At 70.7% G+C, this 25,329-nt stretch carries 19 protein-coding genes; 6 read left to right on the forward strand and 13 right to left on the reverse strand.

The window, feature by feature from the left end:
• Positions 1–49 precede the first annotated feature (49 nt).
• The 10 genes from ACIHEI_RS05895 to ACIHEI_RS05940 form a co-directional block, all read right to left on the reverse strand.
• The gene (locus ACIHEI_RS05895; RefSeq protein ID WP_396605767.1) at positions 50–895 is read right to left on the reverse strand and encodes an ABC transporter permease; all 846 of its coding nucleotides are present in this window, start codon (positions 893–895) and stop codon (positions 50–52) included.
• Positions 892–1,842 carry an ATP-binding cassette domain-containing protein gene (locus tag ACIHEI_RS05900; protein WP_396605768.1) on the reverse strand — a complete coding sequence of 317 codons (951 nt, stop codon included), beginning with the start codon at positions 1,840–1,842 and terminating at the stop codon, positions 892–894. Before ACIHEI_RS05900 ends, ACIHEI_RS05895 begins: the two co-directional genes overlap by 4 nt.
• Positions 1,835–3,076, reverse strand: coding sequence for a M50 family metallopeptidase (locus ACIHEI_RS05905; RefSeq protein ID WP_396605769.1), 1,242 nt, complete (start codon positions 3,074–3,076; stop codon positions 1,835–1,837). Before ACIHEI_RS05905 ends, ACIHEI_RS05900 begins: the two co-directional genes overlap by 8 nt.
• Positions 3,073–4,137, reverse strand: coding sequence for a thiopeptide-type bacteriocin biosynthesis protein (locus ACIHEI_RS05910; protein ID WP_396605770.1), 1,065 nt, complete (start codon positions 4,135–4,137; stop codon positions 3,073–3,075). The genes ACIHEI_RS05905 and ACIHEI_RS05910 overlap by 4 nt, the downstream gene beginning before the upstream one ends.
• Positions 4,137–6,788, reverse strand: a complete 2,652-nt coding sequence (locus ACIHEI_RS05915) for a lantibiotic dehydratase (RefSeq protein ID WP_396605771.1) — start codon at positions 6,786–6,788, stop codon at positions 4,137–4,139. The genes ACIHEI_RS05910 and ACIHEI_RS05915 overlap by 1 nt, the downstream gene beginning before the upstream one ends.
• A 93-nt stretch (positions 6,789–6,881) precedes the next feature.
• A complete protein-coding gene (locus ACIHEI_RS05920) occupies positions 6,882–8,429 on the reverse strand; it encodes a SagB family peptide dehydrogenase (protein ID WP_396605772.1) in 1,548 nt (515 codons plus the stop codon).
• A gap of 170 nt (positions 8,430–8,599) precedes the next feature.
• On the reverse strand, positions 8,600–10,528 hold the full coding sequence (locus tag ACIHEI_RS05925; RefSeq protein WP_396605773.1) for a TOMM precursor leader peptide-binding protein: 1,929 nt from the start codon (positions 10,526–10,528) through the stop codon (positions 8,600–8,602).
• Positions 10,529–10,708: 180 nt separating this feature from the next.
• Positions 10,709–10,882 carry a hypothetical protein gene (locus ACIHEI_RS05930; protein ID WP_387636431.1) on the reverse strand — a complete coding sequence of 58 codons (174 nt, stop codon included), beginning with the start codon at positions 10,880–10,882 and terminating at the stop codon, positions 10,709–10,711.
• Between the two features lie 105 nt (positions 10,883–10,987).
• The gene (locus ACIHEI_RS05935) at positions 10,988–13,093 is read right to left on the reverse strand and encodes a TOMM precursor leader peptide-binding protein (protein WP_396605774.1); all 2,106 of its coding nucleotides are present in this window, start codon (positions 13,091–13,093) and stop codon (positions 10,988–10,990) included.
• 373 nt (positions 13,094–13,466) lie between these two features.
• Positions 13,467–14,138, reverse strand: a complete 672-nt coding sequence (locus ACIHEI_RS05940) for a MerR family transcriptional regulator (protein WP_396605775.1) — start codon at positions 14,136–14,138, stop codon at positions 13,467–13,469.
• A gap of 267 nt (positions 14,139–14,405) precedes the next feature.
• On the opposite strand from ACIHEI_RS05940, the gene ACIHEI_RS05945 reads away from it, so the two are divergent.
• Positions 14,406–15,776, forward strand: a complete 1,371-nt coding sequence (locus tag ACIHEI_RS05945) for a YhgE/Pip domain-containing protein (protein WP_396605776.1) — start codon at positions 14,406–14,408, stop codon at positions 15,774–15,776.
• Between the two features lie 219 nt (positions 15,777–15,995).
• A complete protein-coding gene (locus ACIHEI_RS05950; protein WP_396605777.1) occupies positions 15,996–16,442 on the forward strand; it encodes a MarR family winged helix-turn-helix transcriptional regulator in 447 nt (148 codons plus the stop codon).
• Positions 16,443–16,454: 12 nt separating this feature from the next.
• Here ACIHEI_RS05950 and ACIHEI_RS05955 read toward each other — a convergent pair whose 3' ends face one another.
• Positions 16,455–17,222, reverse strand: a complete 768-nt coding sequence (locus ACIHEI_RS05955; RefSeq protein ID WP_392950160.1) for an SDR family NAD(P)-dependent oxidoreductase — start codon at positions 17,220–17,222, stop codon at positions 16,455–16,457.
• A gap of 244 nt (positions 17,223–17,466) precedes the next feature.
• Between ACIHEI_RS05955 and ACIHEI_RS05960 the strand changes: the two genes are divergently transcribed.
• The 4 genes from ACIHEI_RS05960 (at position 17,467) to ACIHEI_RS05975 (ending at position 21,798) form a co-directional block, all read left to right on the forward strand.
• Complete coding sequence (locus ACIHEI_RS05960) at positions 17,467–17,937, forward strand: hypothetical protein (RefSeq protein ID WP_396605778.1); 471 nt, start codon at positions 17,467–17,469, stop codon at positions 17,935–17,937.
• Between the two features lie 206 nt (positions 17,938–18,143).
• Complete coding sequence (locus ACIHEI_RS05965) at positions 18,144–18,809, forward strand: VWA domain-containing protein (protein WP_396605871.1); 666 nt, start codon at positions 18,144–18,146, stop codon at positions 18,807–18,809.
• 164 nt (positions 18,810–18,973) lie between these two features.
• A complete protein-coding gene (locus ACIHEI_RS05970; protein WP_396605779.1) occupies positions 18,974–19,837 on the forward strand; it encodes a protein phosphatase 2C domain-containing protein in 864 nt (287 codons plus the stop codon).
• The gene (locus ACIHEI_RS05975; RefSeq protein ID WP_396605780.1) at positions 19,834–21,798 is read left to right on the forward strand and encodes a hypothetical protein; all 1,965 of its coding nucleotides are present in this window, start codon (positions 19,834–19,836) and stop codon (positions 21,796–21,798) included. The genes ACIHEI_RS05970 and ACIHEI_RS05975 overlap by 4 nt, the downstream gene beginning before the upstream one ends.
• Positions 21,799–21,805: 7 nt before the next feature.
• Here ACIHEI_RS05975 and ACIHEI_RS05980 read toward each other — a convergent pair whose 3' ends face one another.
• Positions 21,806–24,571 (reverse strand): tetratricopeptide repeat protein, encoded by a 2,766-nt coding sequence (locus tag ACIHEI_RS05980; RefSeq protein ID WP_396605781.1) that lies wholly within the window; start codon positions 24,569–24,571, stop codon positions 21,806–21,808.
• Positions 24,568–24,990 carry a hypothetical protein gene (locus ACIHEI_RS05985; protein WP_387636461.1) on the reverse strand — a complete coding sequence of 141 codons (423 nt, stop codon included), beginning with the start codon at positions 24,988–24,990 and terminating at the stop codon, positions 24,568–24,570. Before ACIHEI_RS05985 ends, ACIHEI_RS05980 begins: the two co-directional genes overlap by 4 nt.
• Positions 24,991–25,329 lie beyond the last annotated feature (339 nt).

Consider the following 25,329-nt stretch of genomic DNA (forward strand, 5'->3'; position numbering starts at 1 on the left):
TTCCACATCCGCACGGCAGGCCTGCACATCCGCATGGCAGGCCTGCCGGTCAGGTCATGTCGCGGCGCGAGACGAGTAGCGCGGAGAGGCCGAGGAACACCACCACGTACGCCGCCAGCACGATGCTCGCGGTCAGCGGTCCGGCAACCGAGACGACCCCGGGGATCGACGTGTTGGGCTTGCCCGACGGGTCGAGGGCGGTGGCGAGGGAGCCCGCGCACGGGCCGATCAGCAGCTTCTGGACGCCTTTCAGTGCGGACAGGATGCCGGCCAGTCCGGACACCAGGTTCTCGACCGCCAGCAGCCAGAGCAGGCCCACTCCGATGGCGGCCCCGGTGCCGCGCAGCAGAACGGCCAGGAAGATGCCCAGGCTCGTCGCGGCCATGCTGATCAGCCAGATGGCGCCGATTCCGGCCAGCAGCGTCGCCGTGTCCGGCCAGTGCGCGGGCCGGCCGGTGAGCGCCGCGATGAGCGCGCTCGCTCCCGCGCCGACCACCACCACCAGCACCGAGATGCACAGTGACGCCGCTGCCGCGGCCCCGGCCTTCCCGAGCACCACCGAGGTGCGGCTGGGCCCTTGGACCAGAAGCGTGCCCCAGGTCCCCCATCGGTGCTCGCCGCCGACGAGGACGGCGCCGAGGATCAGCATCAGCGCACTGCCGAACATGGGGTACAGGCTGACGGTGCCGGACAGGAACTTGTCCGGCAGCAGACCGTTGATCAACTCCTCGGGGTCACCGGACGATCCGATCGGCTTGTTCCTGATGGCCAGCCAGATGATGTACGGGACCGCCATCCCGAAGGCCACCGACAGCGCGACCCACGCCCCGCCGATGATCCAGGCGCCGGGGCGCTTGCGCGTCGACAGCAGCTCTGCTCGAAGGACACCGTTCATCGGTTGGCCGCCTCCACGGGTGCCGGTTCAGTGGGCCGGTGTTCTTCGACCAGGTCGAAGAACACGTCTTCCAGCGAGAGGACCCGTTTGCGGAGTTCGCTGACCTCCAGTCCGTTCACCACGAGCAGCCGGTTGATCGCGGCGGCCTCACCGGGGTCGACAGCCACCTGCAGTTCCCCGTCGACGACCGTCGCCGAGCGGACGGCCGGCAACTCGCGTACCAGCTCGGCGGCGCGCTCGGGCACGTTCACGGCGACCGTCAGCCCGCCTTCGCCGACGCCCCGGCGGAGTTCCGCCACCGTGCCGTCGGCGATCAGCCGGCCCCGGCGGATCACACCCACCCGGTCGCACACGTGCTCCACCTCGCCCAGCATGTGGCTGGACAGGAGTACCGTGCGGTTGTCGCGGCGCAGCCCGGTGATCAACTCCCGCATGCTCGCCATGCCTTCGGGGTCGAGACCGTTGGTCGGCTCGTCGAGGATGAGCAGCGCGGGGTCCTTCAGCAGTGCGGCGGCCACCCCGAGTCGTTGTTTCATGCCGAGCGAGTACGTGCGGAAGGCGGCGTCCGCCTTGGCGGCCATCCCGACCTCCTCGAGGACTTCCCCGATGCGGGTGGCGGGTACGGAGGCGTATCCGGCGAGGATGCGCAGGTTGTCCCGGCCCGACAGGTGCGGGTACAGGGCCGGGGCCTCGATCAGTGCCCCCACCCCGCGCAGGCTGCGCGGGGTCCCGGCCGGGTGGCCCAGCACCGTGGCGGTTCCCGAGGTCGGCCGGATCAGCCCCACCAGCATGCGCATGGCGGTGCTCTTTCCTGCCCCGTTGGGGCCGAGGAATCCGTAGACCTCCCCGCGGTGGATGCGCAGGTCGAGGTCGAACACGCCGGTGTCCGGGCCGTACTGCTTGGTCAGTCCGCTGGTACGGATCGCGTAGTCGTCGCTGTCACTCACCGGTGGTCCGCCGTTCGCTCGAGCTGCCGCGGGCGACGGCTGAAAGGACACCGGCGGCCACCGCGGTCTCCGCGGCGAGAATCACCACTGCCCACGTCGGCCCTACCCAGTGCTGAAGGCTGCTGAACCACACCGACATCATCGCGCCGTAGGCGGAGAGGAGAAGGAGGAGGGAGACGCTCCCGTAGAGGGCGTAGGTGCGGATGTCGCGGGGCGGGTAGGCGCTGAGGCTTTCCCGCGCGGCCGGGTCGCGCCAGCGCAGTCGCAGCCGCCAGAACCGGAAGGACTCGCGGCGCAGATCGGCGATGTTCAGCGCGTGGGTGAGCATCACGTAACCATCCGATCGTAGAACTGGCAGCAGGCTGATCGCCGTGGCACCACTGCCGAAGAGCAACAGACCGGCGGCGAGCGGCCGGCCGAACATGCCGTCACCGGCCAGCCACCACCAGGCCGCCACCGGCACCAGCGCCAACCAGCTGACGAAGATGCCGGCGAACGCGGTGCCCACCCGGGCCCTGCGCCGCTGGAACAGCACGATGTCGTCCGTGCGACAGTAGGGGACCAGCATGGGAAACCGCCAGCTGACTCCGATCTCCGTTACCCTGCCGCCGAAGTGACGACACGTCACGCCGTGGGCGAACTCGTGCAGCACGGTGATTCCCCACACCACGAGCGCCGAGAGCGGCAGGGTGATCATCGGGTGCTTCTGATGCGTCGCCTCGTGGGCCAGGGCGCCGACGTGTGTCCAGACGAACAGCTGGACGGCGGCCAGCAGGACGAACGCCGGGACCAGGAACGCCGTGCGGAAGGCGAAGGACAGACGGCTCGCCAAGGTGGCGCACAGCTGATCGGGGCGCAGGATCACCCAGCGCCGGCGCAGCCAGCCCTGCCGCGCCGACTGTTTCGCCTCGTGGGCCTGCTTCAGCCTGTCCAGCGCCGCGTCGTCGGCGTACCCGTCGAGCAGTTGGTAGCGGCCGAGCATGGTGAAGATCTGCTGCCAGTGCTCGGGGCCCAGTCTGCGGTCGAAGGTGTCGGCGTAACTGCGCCCGATGTCCTCGATCGTGTGCTGTCCGTCCATCAGTCCCATGACGAAGTACTCGCGGGAACCGACCCGGTAGTAGCAGCCGGTGCGCGCGTCCTTGACGTGGTGAACGGTCCTGGGGCCGGAGCGCATGCCCGGGCCGAGTGCCACCTCCGGCCGGAGCCGGGGCCGGTCGTGGGCGGTGCCGGTCACCGCTGCGCCTCCTGCGGAGCCGTGTCGGACAGTGCCTTGCACAGGATGTACGACAGGTAGATCTCGTCGAGGATGCTCACCCCGAGCCGGTTGTTGGTCATGTGGACGTAGGAGCTGAGCACGATGGCCAGTGCGACCTGCGGGTCCTGCACGGGTCCGTCGCGGAAGGTCAGGGACCCCGCGTCGGTCATTCCCAGTACCTTGTCACGGAGTTCGCCGCAGTGCGCGAGCCACGATCGCTCCAGCGGGGTGGGTGCTGCCGAGGAGGCGTCCCTGGCGCTGTCCCGCACGTGCTCCAGCCGGGCCACCAGCCGGTCCTTCATCCGCTCGTAGCTGCGGTCGAAGCGCTTGTGCTGGTCGTCGCTGGGTTCCTGGTACGAGGCCTCCCACATCATGCGGTAGTTGACCAGGAAGCGGGCCACCGCCTCCTCGTCGCGCAGGAACGCGAAGCACAGTCCCGCGGTCAACTGCGCGGCCTGGCCCAGCAGTACGGTGCGCACGTGCACGTTGGTGGTCTCCAGCAGGGTCATCACCGTCTCGCTGGATTCCTGGAAGTGCCACTCCGCGAGTTCCATTCCGGCCGGGCCCCCGTACCGGTCCAGCTCCCGTTCGTAGGGGATGCGGGCGACGCTGTTGTTGTCCCGGAACGGCATCGTGCCCTCGGCGCCGTACAGCTCGTTCCAGCGCTCCTCGCTGTATTCGGCCAGGAACATGTTCTTGTACAGGTCACCGCTGGCGTTGCGGTCCTCCTCGTACAGGGCGGGGCGCTCGCGCAGGTACGACTCGAGTGCGGTTCGCGCGGCCTCGGCGACTTTCGCGGTCGCCGACGCCTCGGCCGGCAGCAGTCGCAGCCGGATGTGCGGGCCCTCCAGCCAGTAGCGGATGAAGAACCACGAGCGCAGCAGACCCTGTTCGCGCAGGCTCTCCACCAGCGGCCGCACGCAGTTGACCAGCACCGGGTTGGCGTTGGCGGCGTAGAAGACGTGGAGGCTGATCCAACCGTCGCCGTCCGGTTCCGCCTCGATGTGCCCGCCGTCGTTCGCGTCCTGATCGGCGCCCATCACCGCTCCGCATCCGTTGCTTTGATTCCGTTGAGTTCGACCGTGAGTTCGGTGACGTACCGGTGCCGGTCGTCACGCAGCCACAGCTGGTCGGGGCCGGGCAGCATTTCGGTGAGTGTCACCGCCGAGTCGCTCTTGCGGACCGCGGCCTCGAACAGCCGGAGGCACGTGTACGAGTCGAAGTCCACGTACTGCGGCTTGCGTTCGCCGCCGAGACCGGCGAACACGTGGCGGGGCAGCCCGGCCGCCCGCTGCCATTCCCGCCATGCGAGGAACCACTCGTGGTCCGGTTGGCCGGCTGTCGCGGGCGGGAGCTGGTCGGCGGCGAACCGCCAGGACTTGCGTTGCAGCACCACGTTTCCGAGCCGCACGCGCGGAGTCGCGCCGTTGTCGCGCTCCGGGATGCCGGTGCCCTCCCACAGGTCGAGTTGGACCATGGTGGTGGAGGAGAAGTTGAGCAGTACCTGCTGCACCTCCGGCAGTGCCATCGGAAGCAGGAAGCCGAGGTAGACGGGAATCACCTCGACGCCCAGTGCGCGGGACCGCAGAAGCAGCCGGTCGGTGGCCGCGTCGTGCTCGACGACCAGGTCCTCCACCGGGATCTGTTCGTGCGGCGGCCGGAAGCTGGTCTCTCCGGGACAGACGATCTCGTAGGGCGTGACGACCGGATGCAGGTTCAGGTTCGTCGTGTCGTAGCCGCCCTTCAGTTCGGCGAACACGGCTCCCTCCGGCACGGCGTCGTCCAGCGACCGGCGCAATGACGTGGTGAGGCCCTCGTCGAAGCAGTGCGCGAACCGCGAGAAGAGCAGGGTGAGTCCGGAGTAGACCCGGTTGACGACCACCAGCGGGTCCTCGGTGCCGTCCTCGGCGATCTGGAGGAAGAAGGACAGCGAGCGCAGGCGCTCGTGCCCGGGCAGCAGCCCCTCCACCGTGGCCAGGAAGTCCTCGTCCAGCTCGACATCGGCTCCGGTGGCGCAGGCGCTCCGGTAGCGGAGGTCCATCTCCCGGGCCACTGCGGCTCGCGCACGGTCGACCGCCGTGATCTCCTCCTGCCGGAACCAGTTGTCGTAGTGACGGAAGTCGGTGCCGTCGAAGCGCTGGTGGCGCATCAGCCGCTTGTTGTAGTTCTCGTAGAAGTCCTGGTTGAACTGGTGGGCGAAGGAGAGGAAGTCCTCGCAGCGCCCGCCTTCCCCGTAGCGTGCCCGGAAGAATCCCTTGGTGACGAGTCTGCGCACCAGGTTTCCGTCGAACGCCGGGAGGATCCTGGCGAGTTGCTGGAGCCCGGGGGTGAGTTTCCGGGTCCAGGTCGAGGCGTCACCGGTCACCGTCAGTCCGGGCAGGGTGGTGTCCTCGTAGACCAGGGTGCGCAGCACCGGGGTGTCGCCGCGGCCCGCGAGACGGTGCGCCTGTGCCGCCGACTCCCTTATCCCGGAGAGGAGTTCACGCCTCTCGGGCAGGCCGGCGTCGGCGAACCGCTCGACGTCCGCACCCATCCGCCCGACGAGCACGGCGATGTCGTCGGCCCGGTCCGTTCCCAGCCGCGACAGCCCCTTCCGGTACGTGGCGACCGGGTCAGGGTCGTGGATGTCGATGTCCAGATCCGGCACGACGAGCAGCCCCAGCCTGAGCAGCTGGGCCAGGTACCGCTCCACGTCCTGTTCCGGCCGCTTGCCGTCCATCGCGCACAGCCGTCGTACGGCGTCGCCGAACCGCAGCGTCCTGCCGTCGCGGAACAGCGTGAGGACATCGGTGATGGCCTCCCCGCCCGGCAGGTAGAAGAGACTCTCGTGCACGGCGTCCAGGGTGACCGCGGCGTCCGCGTCGCCGTCGGCACCGCGGAGCTTGCGCAGGTAGCGAACCCGGTCGCGGTGCACCTGTGTTCCGCTGGTGGCTCTCACCGGCAGATCGCGGCGGACCTCCGGGTTCCCGGTGAGCTGGTCCGACAGTCTGGCGAGCAGGGCGATGTTCAGCCGGGTGCTGCCCTGCTTGCCCCAGCCGCGGACGGAGGCGGTGAGCGGCCTGCCGTCGCTCTCCGCGAAGGCGCCGGCGGACACGGCCGTCAGCGTGCTGAACGGGCTGGTCTTGCACGCGGTGCGCAGCAGGTACTCCAGCAGCGACCGCTCGATGCGCCGTTCCCGCTTGCTGAGCGGTCCGTCGGCACGCCGCAGGAAGTCGTCCAGGTACTCGTCCAGTGACGGGGACGACAACTGGACGCCGTGGCGCAGATCGGTCTCCGTCGCGACGCGGCGCAACTCCCTTCGGACCGCGGCGATTTCGTCGCCGAGGATCCCCGAACCGGTCCGCAGCAATTCGTCATGTCGTTGCCGGTCGGCCGACCACGCGTGCAACTCGTCGAGTTCGTCGGCCGAGAGCAGCGGTTCGGCCGCGGTCAGGCCGCGCGGGGCACGGGCGTTGAAGACGTCCCGACGCAGATTGATCAGTGCCCGTCGCGCCTGGGGATCGTCGAGGTGGTCGGCCACGCGTTCTTGCAGGGAGTCGGCGATCCGGGCCGCGCGCTCGCTCAGCCGGTGCCGTGCGTCGAGGACGCCGTCCCCCCATGCCGCGGCCGCCGGAGTCGCCAGAGCGGCCGCGGTTTCGAAGGGAAGACCACCGACACGCAGCATGAACCTCGGCACCAGGTGCCAGGTCACGTGCTCCGTGCTCCGGTGATCGGGCGGGGTCGCTGCGGACGCCGTGCGGGGCATCGTCGATGGCGGCGCGCTGGATTTCACGGATCAGCCCTCTCAGACCAGCCGGTAGTCGTAGTCCGCGCTGTCCGCGCGTTCGTGGCCGAGCAGCACGAACAGGAAGGTGCGCTCGTCGCCGTCGTCGAGGCCGACCGCCTCGTCGATGGCGATGTTGTCGAAGCCGAGCACCACTCCGCAGCCGACGTTCAGCGCGGCAGCGGTGGTGTACGCCGTCTGTGACAGGGCGCCCACCTCGGAGTTGAGAACGCGATAGCCGCGGCTGCCGTAGGCATCGAGCGTGCTCTGCCACCGGCCGGAGATCGCCAGTACGGCGGCGACCTGCTCCAGGTTGTAGTTGCTCAGGTAGTAACTGCGCTGCAACTTCTCGGCGAGCGGCATCTCGGACACGACCCGCAGCCGGTGCCCGGCGGCGTCGTAGCGGTAGGTGCCGCTCGGCAGGCCGGTGACGCGGTTCGCCAGGACGTACAGACCCGTCAGCCCGACCTCGTCGGGCACCACGTCCGCGAGGTACCGCTGCCCCGCCGCCGTGCCCGCCAGCACGGTCGCCAACTCGTCGAGGTGCAGGGGGCGGGAGCGCGTGAACGAGCCGAAGCTGGTCCGCCGCGAGCGCAGGGCCCGGCCGACGTCCCGGCCTAGCCGGCCGGTCAGCGGCTCGGGCAGTTCGACCTCCTCGCCCCCGGCGGGCTTCCGCGGCACGAGGCCGCGGGCCACCGAGGGCTGCGGGCGCTCACGACGGTCCGCCAGGACCGCGCGGTGCACCTGCTCGATCTGCTCGAAGGTGCGGGGACGGGCCGATCGCTCGAAACTCGGCCGGTCGATGAGACCTGCGCGGTCCACCGGATCGACCTGGGCCGCCCGGTCCGCGGGTGGGCCGAACGGCATCGGCACCACGGCCAGTACGGTTTCCTGATCGGTTTCGAGTCCGAGCAGGCGGTTCAGCCGCTCGTCGTCGAACCACAGCGTGCGGGTGAGGCGCCGGCCCGTTCCCCGCGCGATCAGTTCCCAGCATCCCAGCAGCGCACCGGCGTCCTGTGTCACCACGTGGTAGCAGAAGCTGTTGTACTTGAAGGAGTTCTTCCAGAAACGCACGGTCACCACGAGGAACCCGTCCGCCGCCCCGTCCCCGCCCCCGGACTCGCACGCCGCACGGACCTCGTCCGTGAGGTCACCGGCAAGCAGCCGCTCGAAGCTGTGGTGCGCCGTCGAGTAGTGGTAGACACCCGGAAGCAGCGGGCTGCCGGGCCCGGCCACCCAGTAGACCTCCAGCGGGTACATGCCGCCCCCCGAGGCGGTACCGCGCCCCCACAGCGCCTCCGGGTAGAGCACCCGGACATGGCTGTCCTGGTTCCAGCTCACCCGCAGCCTGCGGTCGAGCACGCCGTACGACAGCCGCAGCAGCGTGGCGAGGGACTCGAGGGTCCAGGGCGCCCCGCGGCCGACGGGCGGTTCACCGAAGAGAACCTCCGCGGTGTCCCCCAGCGCCGGATCGACGCCCGCCGGGAGCGGGAAGCGCCGCACCCCCAGATAGGTCTTGTGCCGGGACGGCTGGTCGTCCCAGTCGGGGGTGAAACCGACCGGCTCCATCGGCTCCCGACCGCGCCGGAACACAGACTCGACATAGCCTTTCACGACCTGCGTTCGGTCTACGGACACGGGACTTCCTCCTTCGGCCCGCGGGCGGGCCGACGTGACGGACGGGACTCGCTGCCGGGTTCCGCACCGGACGGACAGCGCGCGGAACCCGACGGGACGGCTCAGGGGAACGGGTGCGGCCTGCGGTTCAGCCCCGTGGGACCGAACCCCTCGTCACGGGCGTGGATCTCGGCCAGTTCTCCGTCGAGGTACGCCTGGAGCCGCGGATGGCCCAGCACGCGCTGCCGCTCCCAGCCGAAGTCGATCGGCACCAGCCCGGGCGCCAGTACGCACAAGGTGCGGATGCCGGTGCCGTGCTGCTCCGGGCAGGTCTGGTCCACCGCCACGACGTCGCTGCCGGCCTCGCGCAGACGTTCCATCACGAACCGGGCGTCGTCCGCCAGGTCAAGGGTCGCGGGTCGCTGCGCGAGCCACGGACCGTACAGCTCGTCCATCGACCGGAGCGGTGCCGCCTCCAGCAGGAAGTCGGCCGTCGACGCCATTTCCGGCAGCCCGTACAGCAGTGCGTGGTGAGTGAGCTCGTGCACCTGGTTGTAGTCGGCGGCCATCTCGCGCAGCGCCGGCAGCTTCGCCTCCACCCGTTCGTCCATCCCCGGGATGTAGGACGCCGTCTCCGCGATGGCGGCGCGCACCGCCTCCACCGGGTCCAGGCTCGCGCCGGCGGCGAAGCACAGCTTGCCCAGTCCCCCGTCCAGGCGCTCGGCCACCGCCATCACGGCGGGCACCGGGACGTCGACGCGCATGTCGAACAGCCGCATCCGGTAGCCGAGCCGGGCCACCCGGTCCAGTACGAACCTGATCTCCTCGTCGACGAGGGTCGACTGGTCGATCTCGGGCAGTCTGGCCGAGCCGTACCAGCAGAGCAGGAACGCGTCCCGCTCGATGAGTTCGAGCATGCCGTGCAGCAGTGCCTCCTCCACGCTGCTGCCGCTGGCACAGCCGTTGGAGCACTCCTGGACGAACTTCCGGTCCGGCCGGCGGTCCAGGTAGAAGACGAACTGCTCGGGCACGAGCAGCGGACGCTGCTCCCCGAAGGAGTAGCCCCACACCCAGTGGGTCGGGGTGTCCGGGTGGTACGGCTGGTAGTAGTCGTGGTGCCCGGTGTAGAACTCCGGACTGTACGAACCCATCGCCATGGGGTCGAGCGCGTTCGGCTTCAGTTCGTTGTAACTGGCGTACGTCTGCGTCTGCTTGGCCCGCGGGAACTGCCCGGCGTACCGCTCCATGCCTTCCAGGACGCCGTACCGCTCGCTGCTGGCCGAGCTCTGCGACTGCCCGCTCCACCACATCTCGTGGTAGTCGTACTTGCTGCGGACCCGGAAGTACCCGCTGACCGGCAGAGTGGCGCTGCACTGGTACACCCGTCGTGCCGCGCTCGCCAGCGCTCCGCACACCTCGTTCACCAGACCGGCGGTCGGCAGGTTCAGGTCCGCCGCCGACGCGCCCCGGTAGCTGGTCGGACCCGGCTTCGGCCGGGGACTCAGCGGGAGCATCGCGCCCTCGGCGGTGTCCGGCACCGGGGTGGCGCACCGCTCGCACTCGGAGTCGGCGACCAGCTCGTGCCGGTTGACCGTCAGATCGCGCAGTCGCAGTTCCACGATGCGCCCGATCCGGCGGTCCCCGGGGACGAGCTGACCGCCGGCCGTCTCCGTGTGGACGACCTGAGCGATCTGTTCCATGGCGAACGGCGTGAGCAGGGCGTCGTCACCCGCCACCCACACGTCCGCGCCGTCCTCGACCGGCTTGCGCTCCTCGACGGGGCGCAGCGCCAGCCAGCGGCGTTCCAGGCAGAGCCCGCACGGCTGACTCGTACCGTCGGCCCGGTGCAGCGGCCCCATCAGTACCGTTCCGCCGTACAGGCGCACCGGGTAGACCAGACCGTCGGCCCTCCGCGCCCCGCTCGGCGCGTGGCGCTCAGGCAGGCCGAGCACTCCGACGTCGACCGTGACGCCCGCAGCGGCGTACCCGGCCAGATGGTCGCGGACGACCTCGACCACCCCGGGGCCAACCGGGACCGTCACGGTGGTCACCGCGCTCGACTCCACATTCATCCGTCCACCCAGTCGATGAGAAGATAGGGGTGTGCGGCTGCTTGCCACTTCACGGACAGACCCCTCCTGTCGACGGGGACCGTCCTGCCAAGCAGCCGCACGTTTTCAGCCCATGTGCCGGGTCCCGGGCAGGTGCCCGGCGACCTGGTCAGCCGTGGGTCAGCTGGTGCTCGAGGAGCAGGAGCAGCAGCTGCTGGTGGAGCAGGAGCAGCAGCTGGAGCAGGAGCAGCTGGAGCTGGACCAGGCCAGCTCGACGGACTCGTCGGTCATCTCCTCGACCTCGAACGTCGCGCTCTCGAGAGCGCTCAGCTCGTTCATGAGCTCAACGGACATGGCAATCCTCTTTTCTCGGGATGTGCTCGGGTTGTGCCACCCGGAACGGGACGTTCCGAGAACCGTGGCGCGCCTCGAGTGGGCGCGGACCGGCCGACTGTCCGGCTACTTCGCGGCGAGCAGGACCGTGCCTGTGGTCATTCCGCGGACTGCCCTCAGATCGATCGGTGTGGTGTCGACGAACAGCGCGCGTGTTCCCTCGGCTTCCAGCCGGGCGAGCGCTTCGGACATGGGCACTTCGAGTTGGTCGAAGGACCACTCGGTCTTCGCGTCGGCCGGGACGAGGACCCTGGGATCGAAGTCCGCGATCAGCGGGTCGCCGAAGTCCATGGGTGCGCCCTCGTAGTGGCGGCCGACCGCGAGTCCGACGGCGTCCCGCACCGCTTCGCGTACCGCGGCACGTACGGACAGCGCCGAACCGACCGCCCAGTCGACCTTCCCCTCGGAGTCCTCGACCATCGCGAGAACGGCGAAGGACGGTGCGGCACCGGGCAGCGCCCACACCCTGGCGGACCGGCCGATGGGCCGCAGGCTGCGCAGCGCGAAGGCCGTCTCGTCGTCGGTGCCGAGCCACTCCTCGGAGAGCGGGACGGCCGGTTCACCGCCGCGTACCGCGAGGACGAGTCCGCGATGGGCGAGCGCCGAACACAGTCCTCGCTCCCGCACCTCCTCGGCGGTCCAGCCGACCGCCGCGCCCGCGGGGCTCGGCTCGAACGTGAGGAGGGAGTTGGACGGTGACAGCGGGTGGACTGCCGCAGCCGGCACCTGCCACCGGCTTTCGTCGTACAGGGACACGGCGGCCATCATCGGACCCGCCGCCCGCGCACCGGCTGTGGGCAAGCCGCTGAACAGGCCGAGCCGTTCGGCCGGGACCGCTTCGGCGTCGGCCGCGGGTCCTCCGTCCGGAAGCCCGGGGGAGCCGAGCCGGCCCACGTAGCAGGCGACTGCCGACCGCACCGAACGGGTGCGGGCGACGAGGGCCGTGTCGATGTCGAACGCGACGATCTCACGTGCCGCGTCGGTCAGGGCCAGGGCCGGACCCAGCCGCACCCGGCCCGTCTTGAGCGGGATCTGCCGAATCGATTCGTCGGTCCATCCGGACATGACGCCCAGTTCCGGGGAGACCAGAACAGCCGCGCGTCCGTAGGCGTCGCTGTCGTCCGCGGGCGGAAGCACCTCCTCGGGCGGCACCGCCTGGTGGCGCAGCGGGCATCCGGGATGGGGCAGCACGCGTTCGCGGCGGGATTCGAGCGTGGTCAGGTCCTGGATCACGGCGTGCCGCTCGTCATCCATCTGCAACTGCCCGGTGCGCAGCCGGAAGATCTCGAACGCCAAGGCGTTGCCGACCATGGACTGTGTCACCGGATCGCCGCTCGGGGCCCCGGCGCCGGTCGGGCCGAGCGCCAGTCGGCGCCAGAGGTCGGCCGTCCGACGCGGATCGGAGTTGGCCGACAGACGAAGCTGGGCGCACACCCAGCACGGCTGCTCACCGGGTCCGGAGATCGGACCGACGACCATGCGGGTCGGGTCGGCCACCACCGGGATCAGTCGAGGACCCTGCGGAGCTCCGTGCAGGCGCCTGGTCAGGTCGAGCACGGCGCTGCTGTCCGACTCGTCGGCGACCGCCACCACGACGTCGAATTCCGTCAGGTCCTCGGGAGTTGACGGCAGCACCACGACCTGTGCCGGTGCGCCCGCGTCGGCGAGCCCGGCCGTCTCGCTTTCGAACTCCCGTCCCCACGCCGCGTCGTCCAGCGACACCTCGGCCAGCCCGTTGCGCAACAGACCGCGCACCGCCGCCGCCGCGACACCACTCGGTGAGCCACTGACCAGGACCCGGGAAGAGCGGAAGCGCGCGAACAGCTCCTGTGGCGTCCGCTGGTCCGCGTGCATGAAATGTTCGACGAAGTTGATCTGCGGCGCGAACCTGTCCAGCACTTCGGCCGGCAGCGTCCCCGCGCCCGTGCCCGCGCCCGGAACAGCACGGGCGAAACCCCTGTCGAGCAAGGTGCGCATCAGGCCGACGGCGGTCTTGCGCCGATTGTCGTCCAGGCCTTCGCATATTTCCTCGACAGTGCGTTCACCCGTCATTCGGGGGCCGAGGACAGACATCCATTCATAGGCGCCCGCGCCTTTGAGAACACACGATGTCTCTGAACTTCTCAGATAAATTCCGGTGTCGACGCGAAGGAATACAACGTCATTGCGCAACCGGGGTCTTACGCCTGCCAGAGGTATATCTTCGGCGGTTCGCATAGCGTCCTCTCGCGGGATCATGCGCCGACTGTGGGGCGACGCTACGCGCGTCCACCGAGGAAGAGTGTGTTGGTTGGTCTAGGGCACGTCAACACTCTGTGCAAATCTCGGCAACCTGTGCCCGATTGGACCACTTTTGTAGCCATGGGCAACGCCGCGCGAAATGCCGGATCGTAGCGACACCATCACCGATTGCACTATCGCGCCCCGCAAAATGGGCGATCGGAGCCCATTGGTCTCGACCAAAGTCCTTGACCGGCCATCCCCGGAAAGCGCGATCGGCGCGGGCGCCGCGGTTCACGGCCGAACCGGACGAGCCCACCGCCACCTACTCCGGGTGTGCCGTGGACCGCGGGTCCGTTCCGTCGCCGGTGCGGACCCACGCCGCGCGGCGGCGGGACTCGTCCTCCTGGGCAAGGCGGCGCAGCACGGCCAGGACGGGTTCGAGGAGCAGGACGACGATGGCCGCGTGTTCGGCGAGCCGGAGGCGGTCCTCGATGTGTTCGAGCCGGTCGAGGTCCAGTCGGGCTGCGGCGGCGGCGAGTTCGGCGTAGGGCAGCAGTTCCTCCGTGCCGTACTCCATGCCGAGGCGGTTGAGGTCCATCAGGCTGGCGGCGAGTGCTCTGCGGTGCGGCGATTCCTCGGAGATCTCCCAGCGCATGGCCTCCAGCAGCTGGTCGACCTGCGGCGCCTGCTCGTCGACCGCGTCGGTCTCGGCGGCGTCGACCGGAGTGGGCAGGGCGTAGTGGACGACGCGGAGCGTGTCCAGCGGTTCGAGCGGCTGGTCGATCGCGGTGAGGACGTCGCGGGTGGCGGAGATGGACAGGCCGCCGCGGGCGGTCAGGGCGCGGATCAGCCGCAGGCGCTCGGCGTGTTCGTCGCCGTACAGGGTCAGGGTGGCCCCGAGGGACCGGCCGGGCGGCAGCAGGCCTTCCCGCAGGTAGTACTTGATGGTCCCGACCGGTGTCCCGGTCAGGCGGCTCAGGTCGGAGATCCTCATGCGCTCACTCACTCGGCTGTTCGGTATGCGCCCAGTCTTCCAGACCCCCAGATGGACACCCCTGTTCGGTAGTGCCACTATTGAGCTAGAAAGTGAAGGTTTCTAGCAAGCCTCCAACCAGGCGCGATGCCGGAAACCGCTCACTTCCGCCCCTGAGCGCCACCCCGACGCGACATCGCAACTGGAGCACCATGCCAGCCCCACGCCCCACCGGACCCGGGTCCCACGAACAGGCCCCCGCCACCCGCCACCGCTGTGGGAGGAGCCATGTCTGAACCGCCCCACGCACTCACGGCCAGCGCCCGCGGACTGCTGCGCAGGAAGAACCTGTGGCTGCCGTCCGCGGTGATCCTCGGCCTGCTGTCGTTCGTCCTCTCCCTGCTGTACCTGGGCGCCAACAACAACCCGGTCGGCTCGATGAAGGACCTGCCGATCGCACTGGTCAACGCGGACCGGGGCACCCAGGTCGCGGGCAAGCAGGTCAACCTGGGCGAGCAGATCACCCCGCAGATCGCCCAGGACCCCGGCTCGAAGGGCAAGGTCGCCTGGAAGCAGGTCGACCGCCGAACCGCCGACGACCTCCTCGCCAAGGACAAGGTGTTCGGCGCGCTCGTCATCCCGGACGACTTCTCCGCCTCCGTGGCCGCCCTCGGCGGCCCGCCCCAGCACGATCCGCACCCGCCGACCATGACCGTGCTGACCAACCCCGCCGCCGGAAGCTTCGGCTCGAGCATGGCGTCCGAGATCAACCGCCAGGTCGTGCACACCGTCTCCACCCAGGTGGGCCAGGAGCTCACCCGGCAGCTGAGCCAGCAGGCCCAACCGCACGCTGCCTCCGGCTCCACCGAGCACCCCGCCGCCCCCGGCGCCCCCGGCGCCGCCGCACAGCTGATGATCGCCGACCCGGTCAAGGCCGCGATCGAGGAGGGCCACCCGCTCGGCGACCACAGCGGCCTCGGGCTGAGCGCGTTCTTCTACACCCTCGTCCTCGTCCTCGGCGGCATGCTGGGCGCCAACGTCATCCACACCCAGCTGGACACCGCACTCGGCTACATCGCCAGCGAAAAGGGCCCGTTCCGCACCACCAAGCCCGTGCAACACATCAGCCGGGTACGGCACTTCGCGGTCGGCTCGGTCCTCATGGTCGTCCTGTCGATGGCGACCTCCGCACTGGCCATGGCCGCCGCCGTCGGCGTCGTCGGCATCGACGCCTCCCACCTGCCCCAGCTGTGGATCTTCGGTACCTGCGCCACGGCATCGATGGGCATCACCGCCCTGGCCCTGCTCGCCGCCTTCGGCACCCCGGGCCCGATCATCTCCATGCTCGTACTGATCGGCCTGGCCATCCCGTCCGCCGGCGCCACCATCCCCCTTGAGGCACTGCCCGGGTTCTACCGGTTCCTCGCCGACTTCGAACCCTTCCGCCAGGTCGTCGACGGCGTCCGCTCCATCCTCTACTTCGACGCCCAGGCCGAGGCCGGACTGGGACGGGCCTGGAGCATGGTCGGCATCGGCTTCGCCGTCTCTCTCCTCCTCGGCCTCGCCATCACCCGCCTCTACGACCGTAAGGGCCTGCACCGCACCGCGCCCCGCACGCCCGCACCGCAACCCGCACCGCAACCCGCACCGATCGGCTGACCCGCCCACGGACGGTCCGACGCCGGCCCCGCGCCGACGCCGGACCGCCGGTGCACCGCCCCCGTATGCCCGCACGACACCTGGAAGGCCCCCGTGCCCCGGCACACACCCGAAAGCACTCCCGCTCCACCCGGCCGAACCACACCGAAGACCCTCGCCCGCGCTCCCCGCCCCGAGACCCTTCCCCCGGCCGCGCCGTCCCCGCAGCCACTCGGCCGCATGTACCGGATAGCCACCCTCTGGAAGACCCGACTGGAGCCCCTCCTCAAGCGGCACGGCCTCACCGCCACCGGCTTCCATGTGCTCGTCACCCTGCGCCAGGCCGGGCCCGCCCACAGCCTGACCACCGGCCAACTGGCCGCCCTCGGCCTGGTCACCTGCTCCGGAATGACCATCCGCGCGGACAAGTTGGAGCAACAACGACTGATCGCCCGCGAACGCGACGACCACGACCGGCGCATCATCCACCTCAGGCTCACCGAACACGGCCTCGACCTCGTCGACCACCTCCTCGCCCACTACCGCGCATGCGAACAGCGCCTACTGGCAACGCTCGACGCCGACGAACAGCGGACCCTCTCCAAGCTGCTCGGCAGCATGGAGCACTCCCTGCGACACGACGAACAGACCCTCGTTCCGCACGTGTGCTGCGACGGCCGCGACTGATCTTCGCTCACGTCAGGAGGAAGCTTTGACGGCGGACCAGCCGCCGTCCACCACGAGGGTCGTACCGGTGATGTAGGAGGCGTCGGAGGAGGCCAGGAAGGCCACCGCCGCGGCGACCTCCTCGGGGCGGCCGAAGCGCTTGGCGACGGTCTCGGCCACGCTGTTCGCCCGGCCGACCTCGTCCACCCGGTCCCAGGCCGCCGTCATGATCGGGCCGGGGAGCACGGTGTTCACCCGGACCTCGGGCCCGTACTCCACGGCGAGCTGACGGCCCATCGAGCACAGCGCGCCCTTGGCCGCGGCGTACGCGGGGTGGCCCGGGATGCCGACGAGCGCGTGCACCGAGGAGGCGAGAACCAGCGAGCCCTCGCTCGCGCGCAACAGGTCGGCGAAGGCCCGCACGGCGAGCCAGGATCCCTTCAGGGTGACCGCGAGCTGGCGGTCCCACTCGTCCTCCGCCAGTTCGTGGGCCGGCTTGACGGTCACGGTGTAGGCGTTGCTGAACAGGACGTCCAGGCGCCCGTAGCGGTCCCGGACGTGTGCGGCCAGTTCGTCCCACACGGCGGCGGCGGACACGTCACCGTGCCGGTACTCGGCCCGGCCGCCCTCCCGGACGAGGGAATCGACCAGGACCCGGCCGGCGTCGTCGTCGATGTCGACGGCGATCACCACGGCGCCCTCGGCGGCCAGCCGCCGGGCCGTCGCAGCGCCGATGCCGTTGGCGGCGCCGGTGACAAGGGCGACCCGCCCGTGGAATCTGCGAGGTGTCTGCTCGGGCATGGCCTCACCGTAGCCCTTGGCACTGATGGTGGAAATATCCAGGCGAAGAAGCGGCGGCTCAGGTGGAACGGGCTGGTTTCGGCGGCGCCCTGAGCTTGGGCTCGGACTCAGCTCCCGATGGTGCCGAGCAGTTGCCTCAGGCATAGGCGGATCGCCAGAACCGGTGAAGGTCCGCCAATGCCCTGTGCCGGGCTTTCGACGTGTGTCATCCTGCGCAGGGCGGAACCGGGCGACGGGGGGACTCATGGGCAAGTCGTCAGACGAAGCGCTGTTCCTGGCGGCCCGTGCCGCGCACCGCGTCCTCCATCACATGGTGGTGGACGGAGGTCAGGCCAGGGACTTGGAAGCCGACGTCCAGGCTGCCGGGCCCGCGATGTTCGGGGTGTTGAACGCGTTCCTGCGTAACGTCATGGAGTACGTGTTCAACGGCTCGGAGCCCGTCGAGCACATCCACGCCTACCTGGTCCAACTCCAACAGGCCCATCCGTCGGAACTGAAGGCCCTTCAGCCGCAGCCGATGGCCGTGTTCGTCAAGGAACAGATCGGGCCCGGCGCTCCTCCGCCCGGACAGTCCCGATTCCAGGTGAACGACGGAGTCGTCCACCAGTCCCGCCTGATCGCCGAGTACACGGCCAAGCACGAAGGCTTCTCGCGCGACCAAGTGGAGTTGTACCTGCAAGGTGCGACAGCCCGATACGTCACGGGAGGCTTCTGAGCTTCCCGTGACGGCCTGGCACGCGTCGCCGAGCTGTCCCGAGTCGCAAGCGACGCCAGGACCGCTCTCTCCGGGGCGAGCCGGCCACCGAGGATTCCTCGCGGTGTCCTGTGCGCGGAGTCCACCGGTCTCGCCACCCGACTGCAACTGTCAGAAGCTTGTGGGAATGCGGCAAGGGGGAAATACCGGTGCCAGATGTCAGGGGCGTGTTGCTGCCCGCCTACGTGGTGGCCGACGAGTCCGGATCGATGGCGGTGTGCGAACGGGAACTGGCAGACGGCCTGGTCTCGCTGCACGAGGCGCTGCGGGGCGCACCGATGATCTCGGCGAAGGTCCGGCTGGCGATCCTGGGCTTCTCGGACGACGTCGAGGAACGCCTGCCGCTCTCCGACGTGCGCAACGAACTGCAGTTGCCCCGCTTCGTCATCCGGGGGCTGACCTGCTACGGCGCGGCCTTCGAGGACCTGCTCGCGCGTATCCCCGACGACGTCCGCCGGTTGAAGCAGCAGGGGTACCAGGTGCACCGACCGGTGGTCTTCTTCCTGAGCGACGGGGCCCCCACCGATGGGGAGTCGTGGCGGGAGCCGCATGGGCGGTTGGTCGATCGGAGCATCACCAGGGCGGCCCCGAACATCATCGCGTTCGGGGTGGGCCAGGCCGAGCCGCGGACGATCGCGGAGATCGCCACCCGCCCCGACTTCGCGTTCGTCGCCGTTCCCGGGACAAACGTGGGGAAGGCCATCACCGGGTTCTTCGAGACCTTGACGCAAAGTCTGATGGAGTCGGGCGGTGCGCTGGCGAGGGGCGCCGGCGAACTGCTCGTCAAGCCGCCGGACCCCAGCATCATGCGCGTACCCATTGACATGGTGTGACCATGAGTCTGCCGAACCCTCGCCCGCAGCCCCTGACACCGGCAACGCCGGTCGACTGCACACCACCTCGCCCCGAGACGCCACCACGGCCCGAGACGCCACCACGGCCGGAGATCCCGCCGCGTCCGAAGGCGCCGCCCGACCCGACCGTCTGGCCACCGATCGTGGTCGACCGCGCCGGTGCCGTCTTCGAGCCCCGGCCGCCCAAGGGGCGCAGCTACCGTGCGGACACCGAGTCCGACGGCTGGTCCACGCCCCGCGCGCAGCTGCGCATGGCCTCCGTCCGCGGCAATGCCCACCGTTACTACGGCAAGCCGCGCCAGGACTCGGCCGCGGCGGCCGTGCACGCCGCCTCGGGCACGATCGTGTTCGCCGTCGCCGACGGGGTGTCGGCTGCCGAGGTCCCCGAACTCGGTTCCGCGCTTGCCTGCGAGGCCGCGCTCGGAGCGGTGCTCGACCGACTGGACGCCGGTCAGCGCCCTGTCGAGTGGGCCGCCGTCCTGCGCGACGCGGCCGCCGCCCTGCTCGAACGCGGCGCAGCCCTGCTCGACGACCCGGCTCCCGACCCGGCGAAGGTGGAGCGGCTGCTCGCCACCACCCTCGTGGTGGGGACGGCGTGCCCGGTCCCCGGCGGCCTGGACGTGGCCCTCTCCCGGGTCGGCGACTCCGGGGCCTGGGCCCTGGATCTCCACCGTGCCGCGTACCGCGCGCTGTTCGCACCCAAGTCGGCTCCGGACGCGGAGGTTGTCTCCAACGCGGTGGTGCCGCTGCCCCGCTGCCCCGAACCGGCGGAACTGGCCGGCTGTCAACTCACTGCGGGGCAGGTCCTGTTGGTGGGCACCGACGGATTCGGCGATCCGCTCGGGGACGGCACCGGCTTGGTGGGCGCGCTGTTCGCCCGGCAGTTGGCCACCGAGCCGTCCGCCGCTTGGCTGGCACACGTCCTGGACTTCTCCCGGGAGACCTTCGACGACGACCGGACACTGATCGCTCTCTGGCCGGTCGCCGAGCCGGGGCCCCTGCCGTGACCTCGCCGGCTCCGACGGTCTGCCTCTCCGACCTCGTCCTGGGCGCGGAGTTGGGAAAGGGCGGCCAGGGCGTGGTCCGTTCGGTCCGTCCCGTCCGCGGCCGTCCGGCCGGCCTGGCGTCGGCCGTCTACAAGGAGTACCTGCCGGCCGTCCTGCCCTCCCTCCGCTCCGGGGTGCTGCAGTCCATGGTCGACCTCCCGGGGGTGCCGGACGACGATGCCCGCTGGCTGCGCGAACATGCCGCCTGGCCCGACGCCCTGGTGACCCATCAGGGCGCCGTCACCGGCTTCCTGATGCGGAAGGTGCCCGAGCGGTTCAGGTTCGACTACCGGGGGCTCAGCCCGGTGGGTTCGGAACGCAAACCCGCCAACTTCGAGTTCCTGCTCAACAGCGACGACTACGTGGCCCGGATCGGCCTGAAGATCACCCCCCGTGACCGGCTGGCGCTGCTCCGGGAACTGGCCCGCACCCTGGAGCGGATGCACCGACTCGGCATCGCCGTCGGCGATCTGTCGCCGAGGAACGTGCTCTTCGCCACCGGGCCCACCGCCACCTGCTTCTTCCTCGACTGCGACGCGATGCGTTTCCGGGGCGACAGCGCGATGCCTCAGCTGGAGACCCCGGAGTGGCAGGGCCACGACGGGGAGGAGAAGGCGACGCCGCACAGCGACGCCCTCAAGTTCGGACTGATGGCCATCCGGCTGATCGCCCGGGACCAGAGCGCGACGGACCCCGGGGTCCTGTCGTCCATCGACCCCGAGCTGGCCGACCTGGCCACCGGAAGCCAGTCGCGGCCGGACGCGCGCCCGACCCCCGGCGAGTGGCTCCCCGCCCTGGAGCGTGCCCTCGTCAACGCCTCGACCAAGCCCGCCGCACCGTCGCCGCGGCCCCCTTCGCCGCCCCCGCCCCGGCCGACCCCACCCACCCGACCGCACACGGCACGGCCGGGCCCGGTGGGGCCGGGCCCGGTGAGGCCGGGTGGTGCACCGGCACCCGCGCCGACCCCACCCACCACCGTCCCGCCGGTCCCGCCTCCGAAACGCGGCAAGGCCGTCGGCTGGCTGCTCGCAATCGTGGTCGCCGCAGCGTTGCTGTTCGGCTCGTCGGACGGCGACTCCACTCCGCGGTCCGACCCCGCCCCACAACCCCCGGTGTCCCACTTCGTCGTCCCGGAGCCGCCGCCGATCGTGCCGACGGCCTCCGTCCGGCCGACTCGACCGGCGCCGGATCCGCCCAGCCGGACCGTCGAGAGCCCGACCGTCGAAAGCCCGACCGCGCCACCGCCCGACCCGATCCGGACCGCCCGGTCGGGTCAGTGCTTCGGCGCCAACGGCAGCGGGCAGGACGTCCGACTCGAACCGGCGGACTGCGGCAACGGGGTGTTCAAGGTGCTGCGGGTCTTCGAGGGCACCACGGACCAGAGCCGCTGCGACGACATCCCCGCCGACACGTGGAACTTCTCCTACCCGGGCTACAACCTGGTCCTCTGCCTGAGCTACCAGTACGAGCACGGCGACGCGTACTACGCCCGGCCCGGTCAGTGCGTGTACGGCGAGCCCGGCACCTCGTGGGTCCAACTGTCCTGCCGGACAGGTGCCTTCACCGTCCTGGCACGCCACCAGGGGCCGGCCGACGCCGGTTTCTGCGGCGCCGCTCCGAGCACCCAGAAGGTCATGCAGTTCCCGGTCCCCCGCTGGGACAGCCAGAGCGTGACGCTCTGTCTGGAGATGCGCTATCCCGACGACCTGGGACGGGCGGTGGTGAACCAGTGCCTGGCCAGAACCGGCTCCGACAGCCACGCGACCTTCACGAAAGCCTCCTGCGACCGGGCCAACGTGATCGTCGTCGGCCGGACCAGTACCTACAACGCCCCGGGATTCTGCGGCCGTTACGGCTGGGGCACCTGGTCCCCGAAGATCTACACCGACCTGGCCTACACCGTCTGCTACCGGAACCTCTGAGCCCCGCTCAGCCCCCGGCCGCGCGCAGCGCCGCCGCCAGGCACCGGGCGGCCCTCCTGGTGTCCGGGTGCTCCTCGCCGCGGAGCCGCCCGGAGATCGCCCGGGCAGCGCGCCACGCGGTGACGGCCCGATCGGTCAGCCCTACCAGGTCGTAGACGTCGGCGAGCAGGACGAGCTGGTCCAGCGTGCGCGAATGTTCCTCCCCGAAGACTCGCCGCACGTCCGCCAGGAGGTGTTCCAGCTCCTGGACGATCGCGTCGTAGCCCCCGCACTCGGCCCGCGCCGTCGCCAGATCGCTGCGCGCCGTCAGGGTCATCGGATGGTCCGGGCCGAACACCCGCCGGCTCGCGGCCAGCGTCTGTTCGAGCAGCGGGATCGCAGACTCGGCATCCTGTGCCATCACGCAGGTGCGGCCGAGGCCGCTCCGGATCATGAGCACCTCCGGGTGGTCCTCGCCGAGGACCCGGACGGCGGTGGCCAGCGTCCCCCGGTACAGCTCGATCGCCATCCCGTACTCCGCGACAGCGTCGTAGGCGTTCGCGAGGCTCGAAGCCATGCGCAGCGCAGTGGGGTGCTCCTCGCCGAGGACGCGGCGGGCGTCGGCGGCGACCGGGGCAAGCATCGCCAGCGCCCCTTCCGGATCGCCCGCGTCGAGTCGGGCGTGGGCCAGGTTGTGACGGGCCAGTAGGGTCGACGGGTGGTCTTCGGCGTGGATCCGCCGGCGGTCGTGGAGGTTCTGTTCGAGCAGGGGGAGCGCCTGTGCGAAGTCCCCGCCCTCGGCGAACGCGCCCGCGAGGTTGTTGCGGATCGTCAGTGTGTCCGGGTGGTCGGGGCCCAGGACCCGGAGGCTGTCGGCAAGGGCTTGCTTCAGCTGGGGAACCGCCCGCCGGATGTCGCCGAGGGCGAGCTGCGCGGTGGCCACGTTGCTGCGGGAGTGCAGCGTGTTCGGGTGGTCGGGGCCGAGGATCCTCTCGTAGTCGGCGAGGTTGCGGTCGAGCAGGGGCAGCGCCCGGGCGAGGTCTCCGGCGGCGCTGTACGCGACAGCCAGGCTTTCACGACAGGTGACGGTGTCGGGGTGCCCGTCACCCTTCACCCGGCGGTAGCCGTCCAAGGTCAGCTTCAGCACGGCGATCGCCCGGTGGGCTTCTCCGGCGGCCAGTTGGGCGCCGGCGAGGTTGGTCCACACCCGCAGCGTCCTGGTGTCCTCCTCGCCGAAGACCCGGCGCACATCGTCCAGGATGTCCTCGAACAACCGGATCGCCCGCCTGGCGTCACCGGCCTCGCGCAGGAGGTCGGCGAGGTTGTTGGTGCAGACCAGAGTGTCCGGGTCGGCGCGGTCGGTCAGTCTCCGGAATCCGTCCCGGGCCCGGTTCACGAAAGCGATTCCGGTCGCCAGGTCTCCCTGCGAGCCCAGGAAGATCCCGGCCTGGTTCAGGGCGGCCGCGGTCTTCAGGTCGTCGGTGGCCGGGTCCGCATGTTCGGCCAGGGCCGCGATCTGCTCCGTCAGCCACCGCCAGACGGGCCAGTGACGCACGTCCTTCGTGGTTTCGGGCATCGCCCCGACCAGTAGACCGGTGGCCCGCGTGCGGGCCCTGGCGATCGCCTCCGGTGACCGGTGCGGATCCGCCGGATCCGGCGTCCGGGCCACCGCCTGGACCAGCCGGTGCACCGTCAGGAAGCCGCCCCCGTCGGGCCCCTCCGACCGGCGGGCGATCATGCTGTACGCCGTCAGGCGCCCGAGCGCGTGGGCGAGTTCCGGTTCGGCGGCCAGGCCGTCGAGCAGTCGGCGGGGAATGCCGGTCGGCGCGAGCCAGGCCAGCACCCGCAGGACCTCCCCGACCAACGGGGTGTCGGCGACACGGTCCAGTGTGATGCGCCAGATCCGGGCGATGGTCCGGTCCGGGTCGGTGTGCTCGTCGCCCCTGTTGTAGGCCACGACGGGCTGCTCGGCGAGCAGCCGGAGGTAGGCGTGCGCCCCGGTGGCGGTCTGCGCCAGGTACGCGCCCGCCTGGACGACGGCCAGTGGCAGGTGGCCGAGCGCCTCGCACACCTCCCGGCCTCCGGGCGGCGGGGCGGGTCCGCGGCCCGTACTCGCGGCCAGCAGGCGGAGCGACTCCTCCGCGCCCAACGATTCCAGCACCTGCGTGTCGGCCCCGATCCGCTGCCATCCGACCGAACTGCGACTGGTGATCAGGAACCGGCCGGAGCCGGAGATCCCGGCGAGCAGCGGAGCGAGGCTGTCGGCCGCCGTCGCATTGTCGAGCACCACCAGCCACCCGTCGTGCGCGGACAGCCAGGCCAGCGCCCGTTCGACCAGCGCCTCGGAGGCCAGCAGGCTCGCGGCGGGTTCCAGGGCGAGGGCGAACCTGCGCAGACCTGCCGCGATCGCAGTGGTGTCGTCGGCCCCGAGCCACACGACCTGTGAGTAGCGGTGGCCGTGGGTGCACACGTACTGCGCGGCCAGTGCGCTCTTGCCGACGCCACCGAGACCGTGCACCGTGTGCACCACCACGCCGGGCCCCGGCGCCAGGGCCCGCGCTGTTCGGGACAGCGCGTCGAGCCGTCCGACGAACGACTGCACCCGGCCGGGGATCCCCACCGGCCCCGCGGTCGGCGGAAGTTCGTCGATCGCCCGCAGCGGCGGGAGCCGCGTGACGGTGATCGGGGAGTGGTCGCCGGTGGTGATCTGGCCGTAGTTCGACCCGGCGATCAGGACCGCTCGCTGGCCGGTGGCCCCGACGGGCGTGCCGGGCCAGGGCCCGGCGGATGTCACTCCGGCCCCGAGATCGGCGAGTTGTCGCCCGTGGTGATCCTTCCGCCGTGGTTGGTCCCGACGGCCACCGACCGCTCCCCGTCGGCCTGGACCGGCGAAGCGGCCGGCACCGGCGGAAGCATGGCGGCCACCTGCGCGGCCAGCTCCGGGTCCGCCAGCAGGAGCCTGCGGACCTGCAGCCGCAGCGCGGCCAGCGCGTCCGGGTTCAGCCGGTCCTCGGCGAGGTCCTCCACCGCCGCCTCCAACGGCGCCGGCACGGGGGCGCGGTGCAGCAGTCTGGCCAGCAACCGCTGCCCCAGCCCGACCGTGGCCCCGGCTGCGGCATCCTGCGTCCGCCGCAGCACCTCCACCCCGTAGGCACCGACTGCTGCGCCGATCGCCGGCACGACCTGACCGACGATCACATCCACATCGGGCACGACATCCCCTCCCAGCCGTCCGGTCACCCACCAGGCTAGCCAACTACGCGTGCCACCGGGCCTGTTACTCCAAACCGGCAGGGGTGCCGGGCCAGGTCGTCCAGGAGATCCGCTGCACCGGCTCGCGCCCCGTCACCGTCCGACATCGAGGCCACCACGCAGGTGCACCTTCGGCCCCGCGGTGCCTGCCCCCACGATGCCCTGCCACCTGCCGACAATCCCGGCGACGCCCGCAGCCGGCCGGGGACCCGGTCGTTCACCATCTCGGCTGCGCCTACACCGTCAGCCAGGGCGCCGACGCCTCGATTCACCCGGGCGCGGCGGAGGCGGGGCCGCTGG

The sequence above is a fragment of the Kitasatospora sp. NPDC051984 genome (genome assembly GCF_044593455.1).
Lineage (GTDB): Bacteria > Actinomycetota > Actinomycetes > Streptomycetales > Streptomycetaceae > Kitasatospora.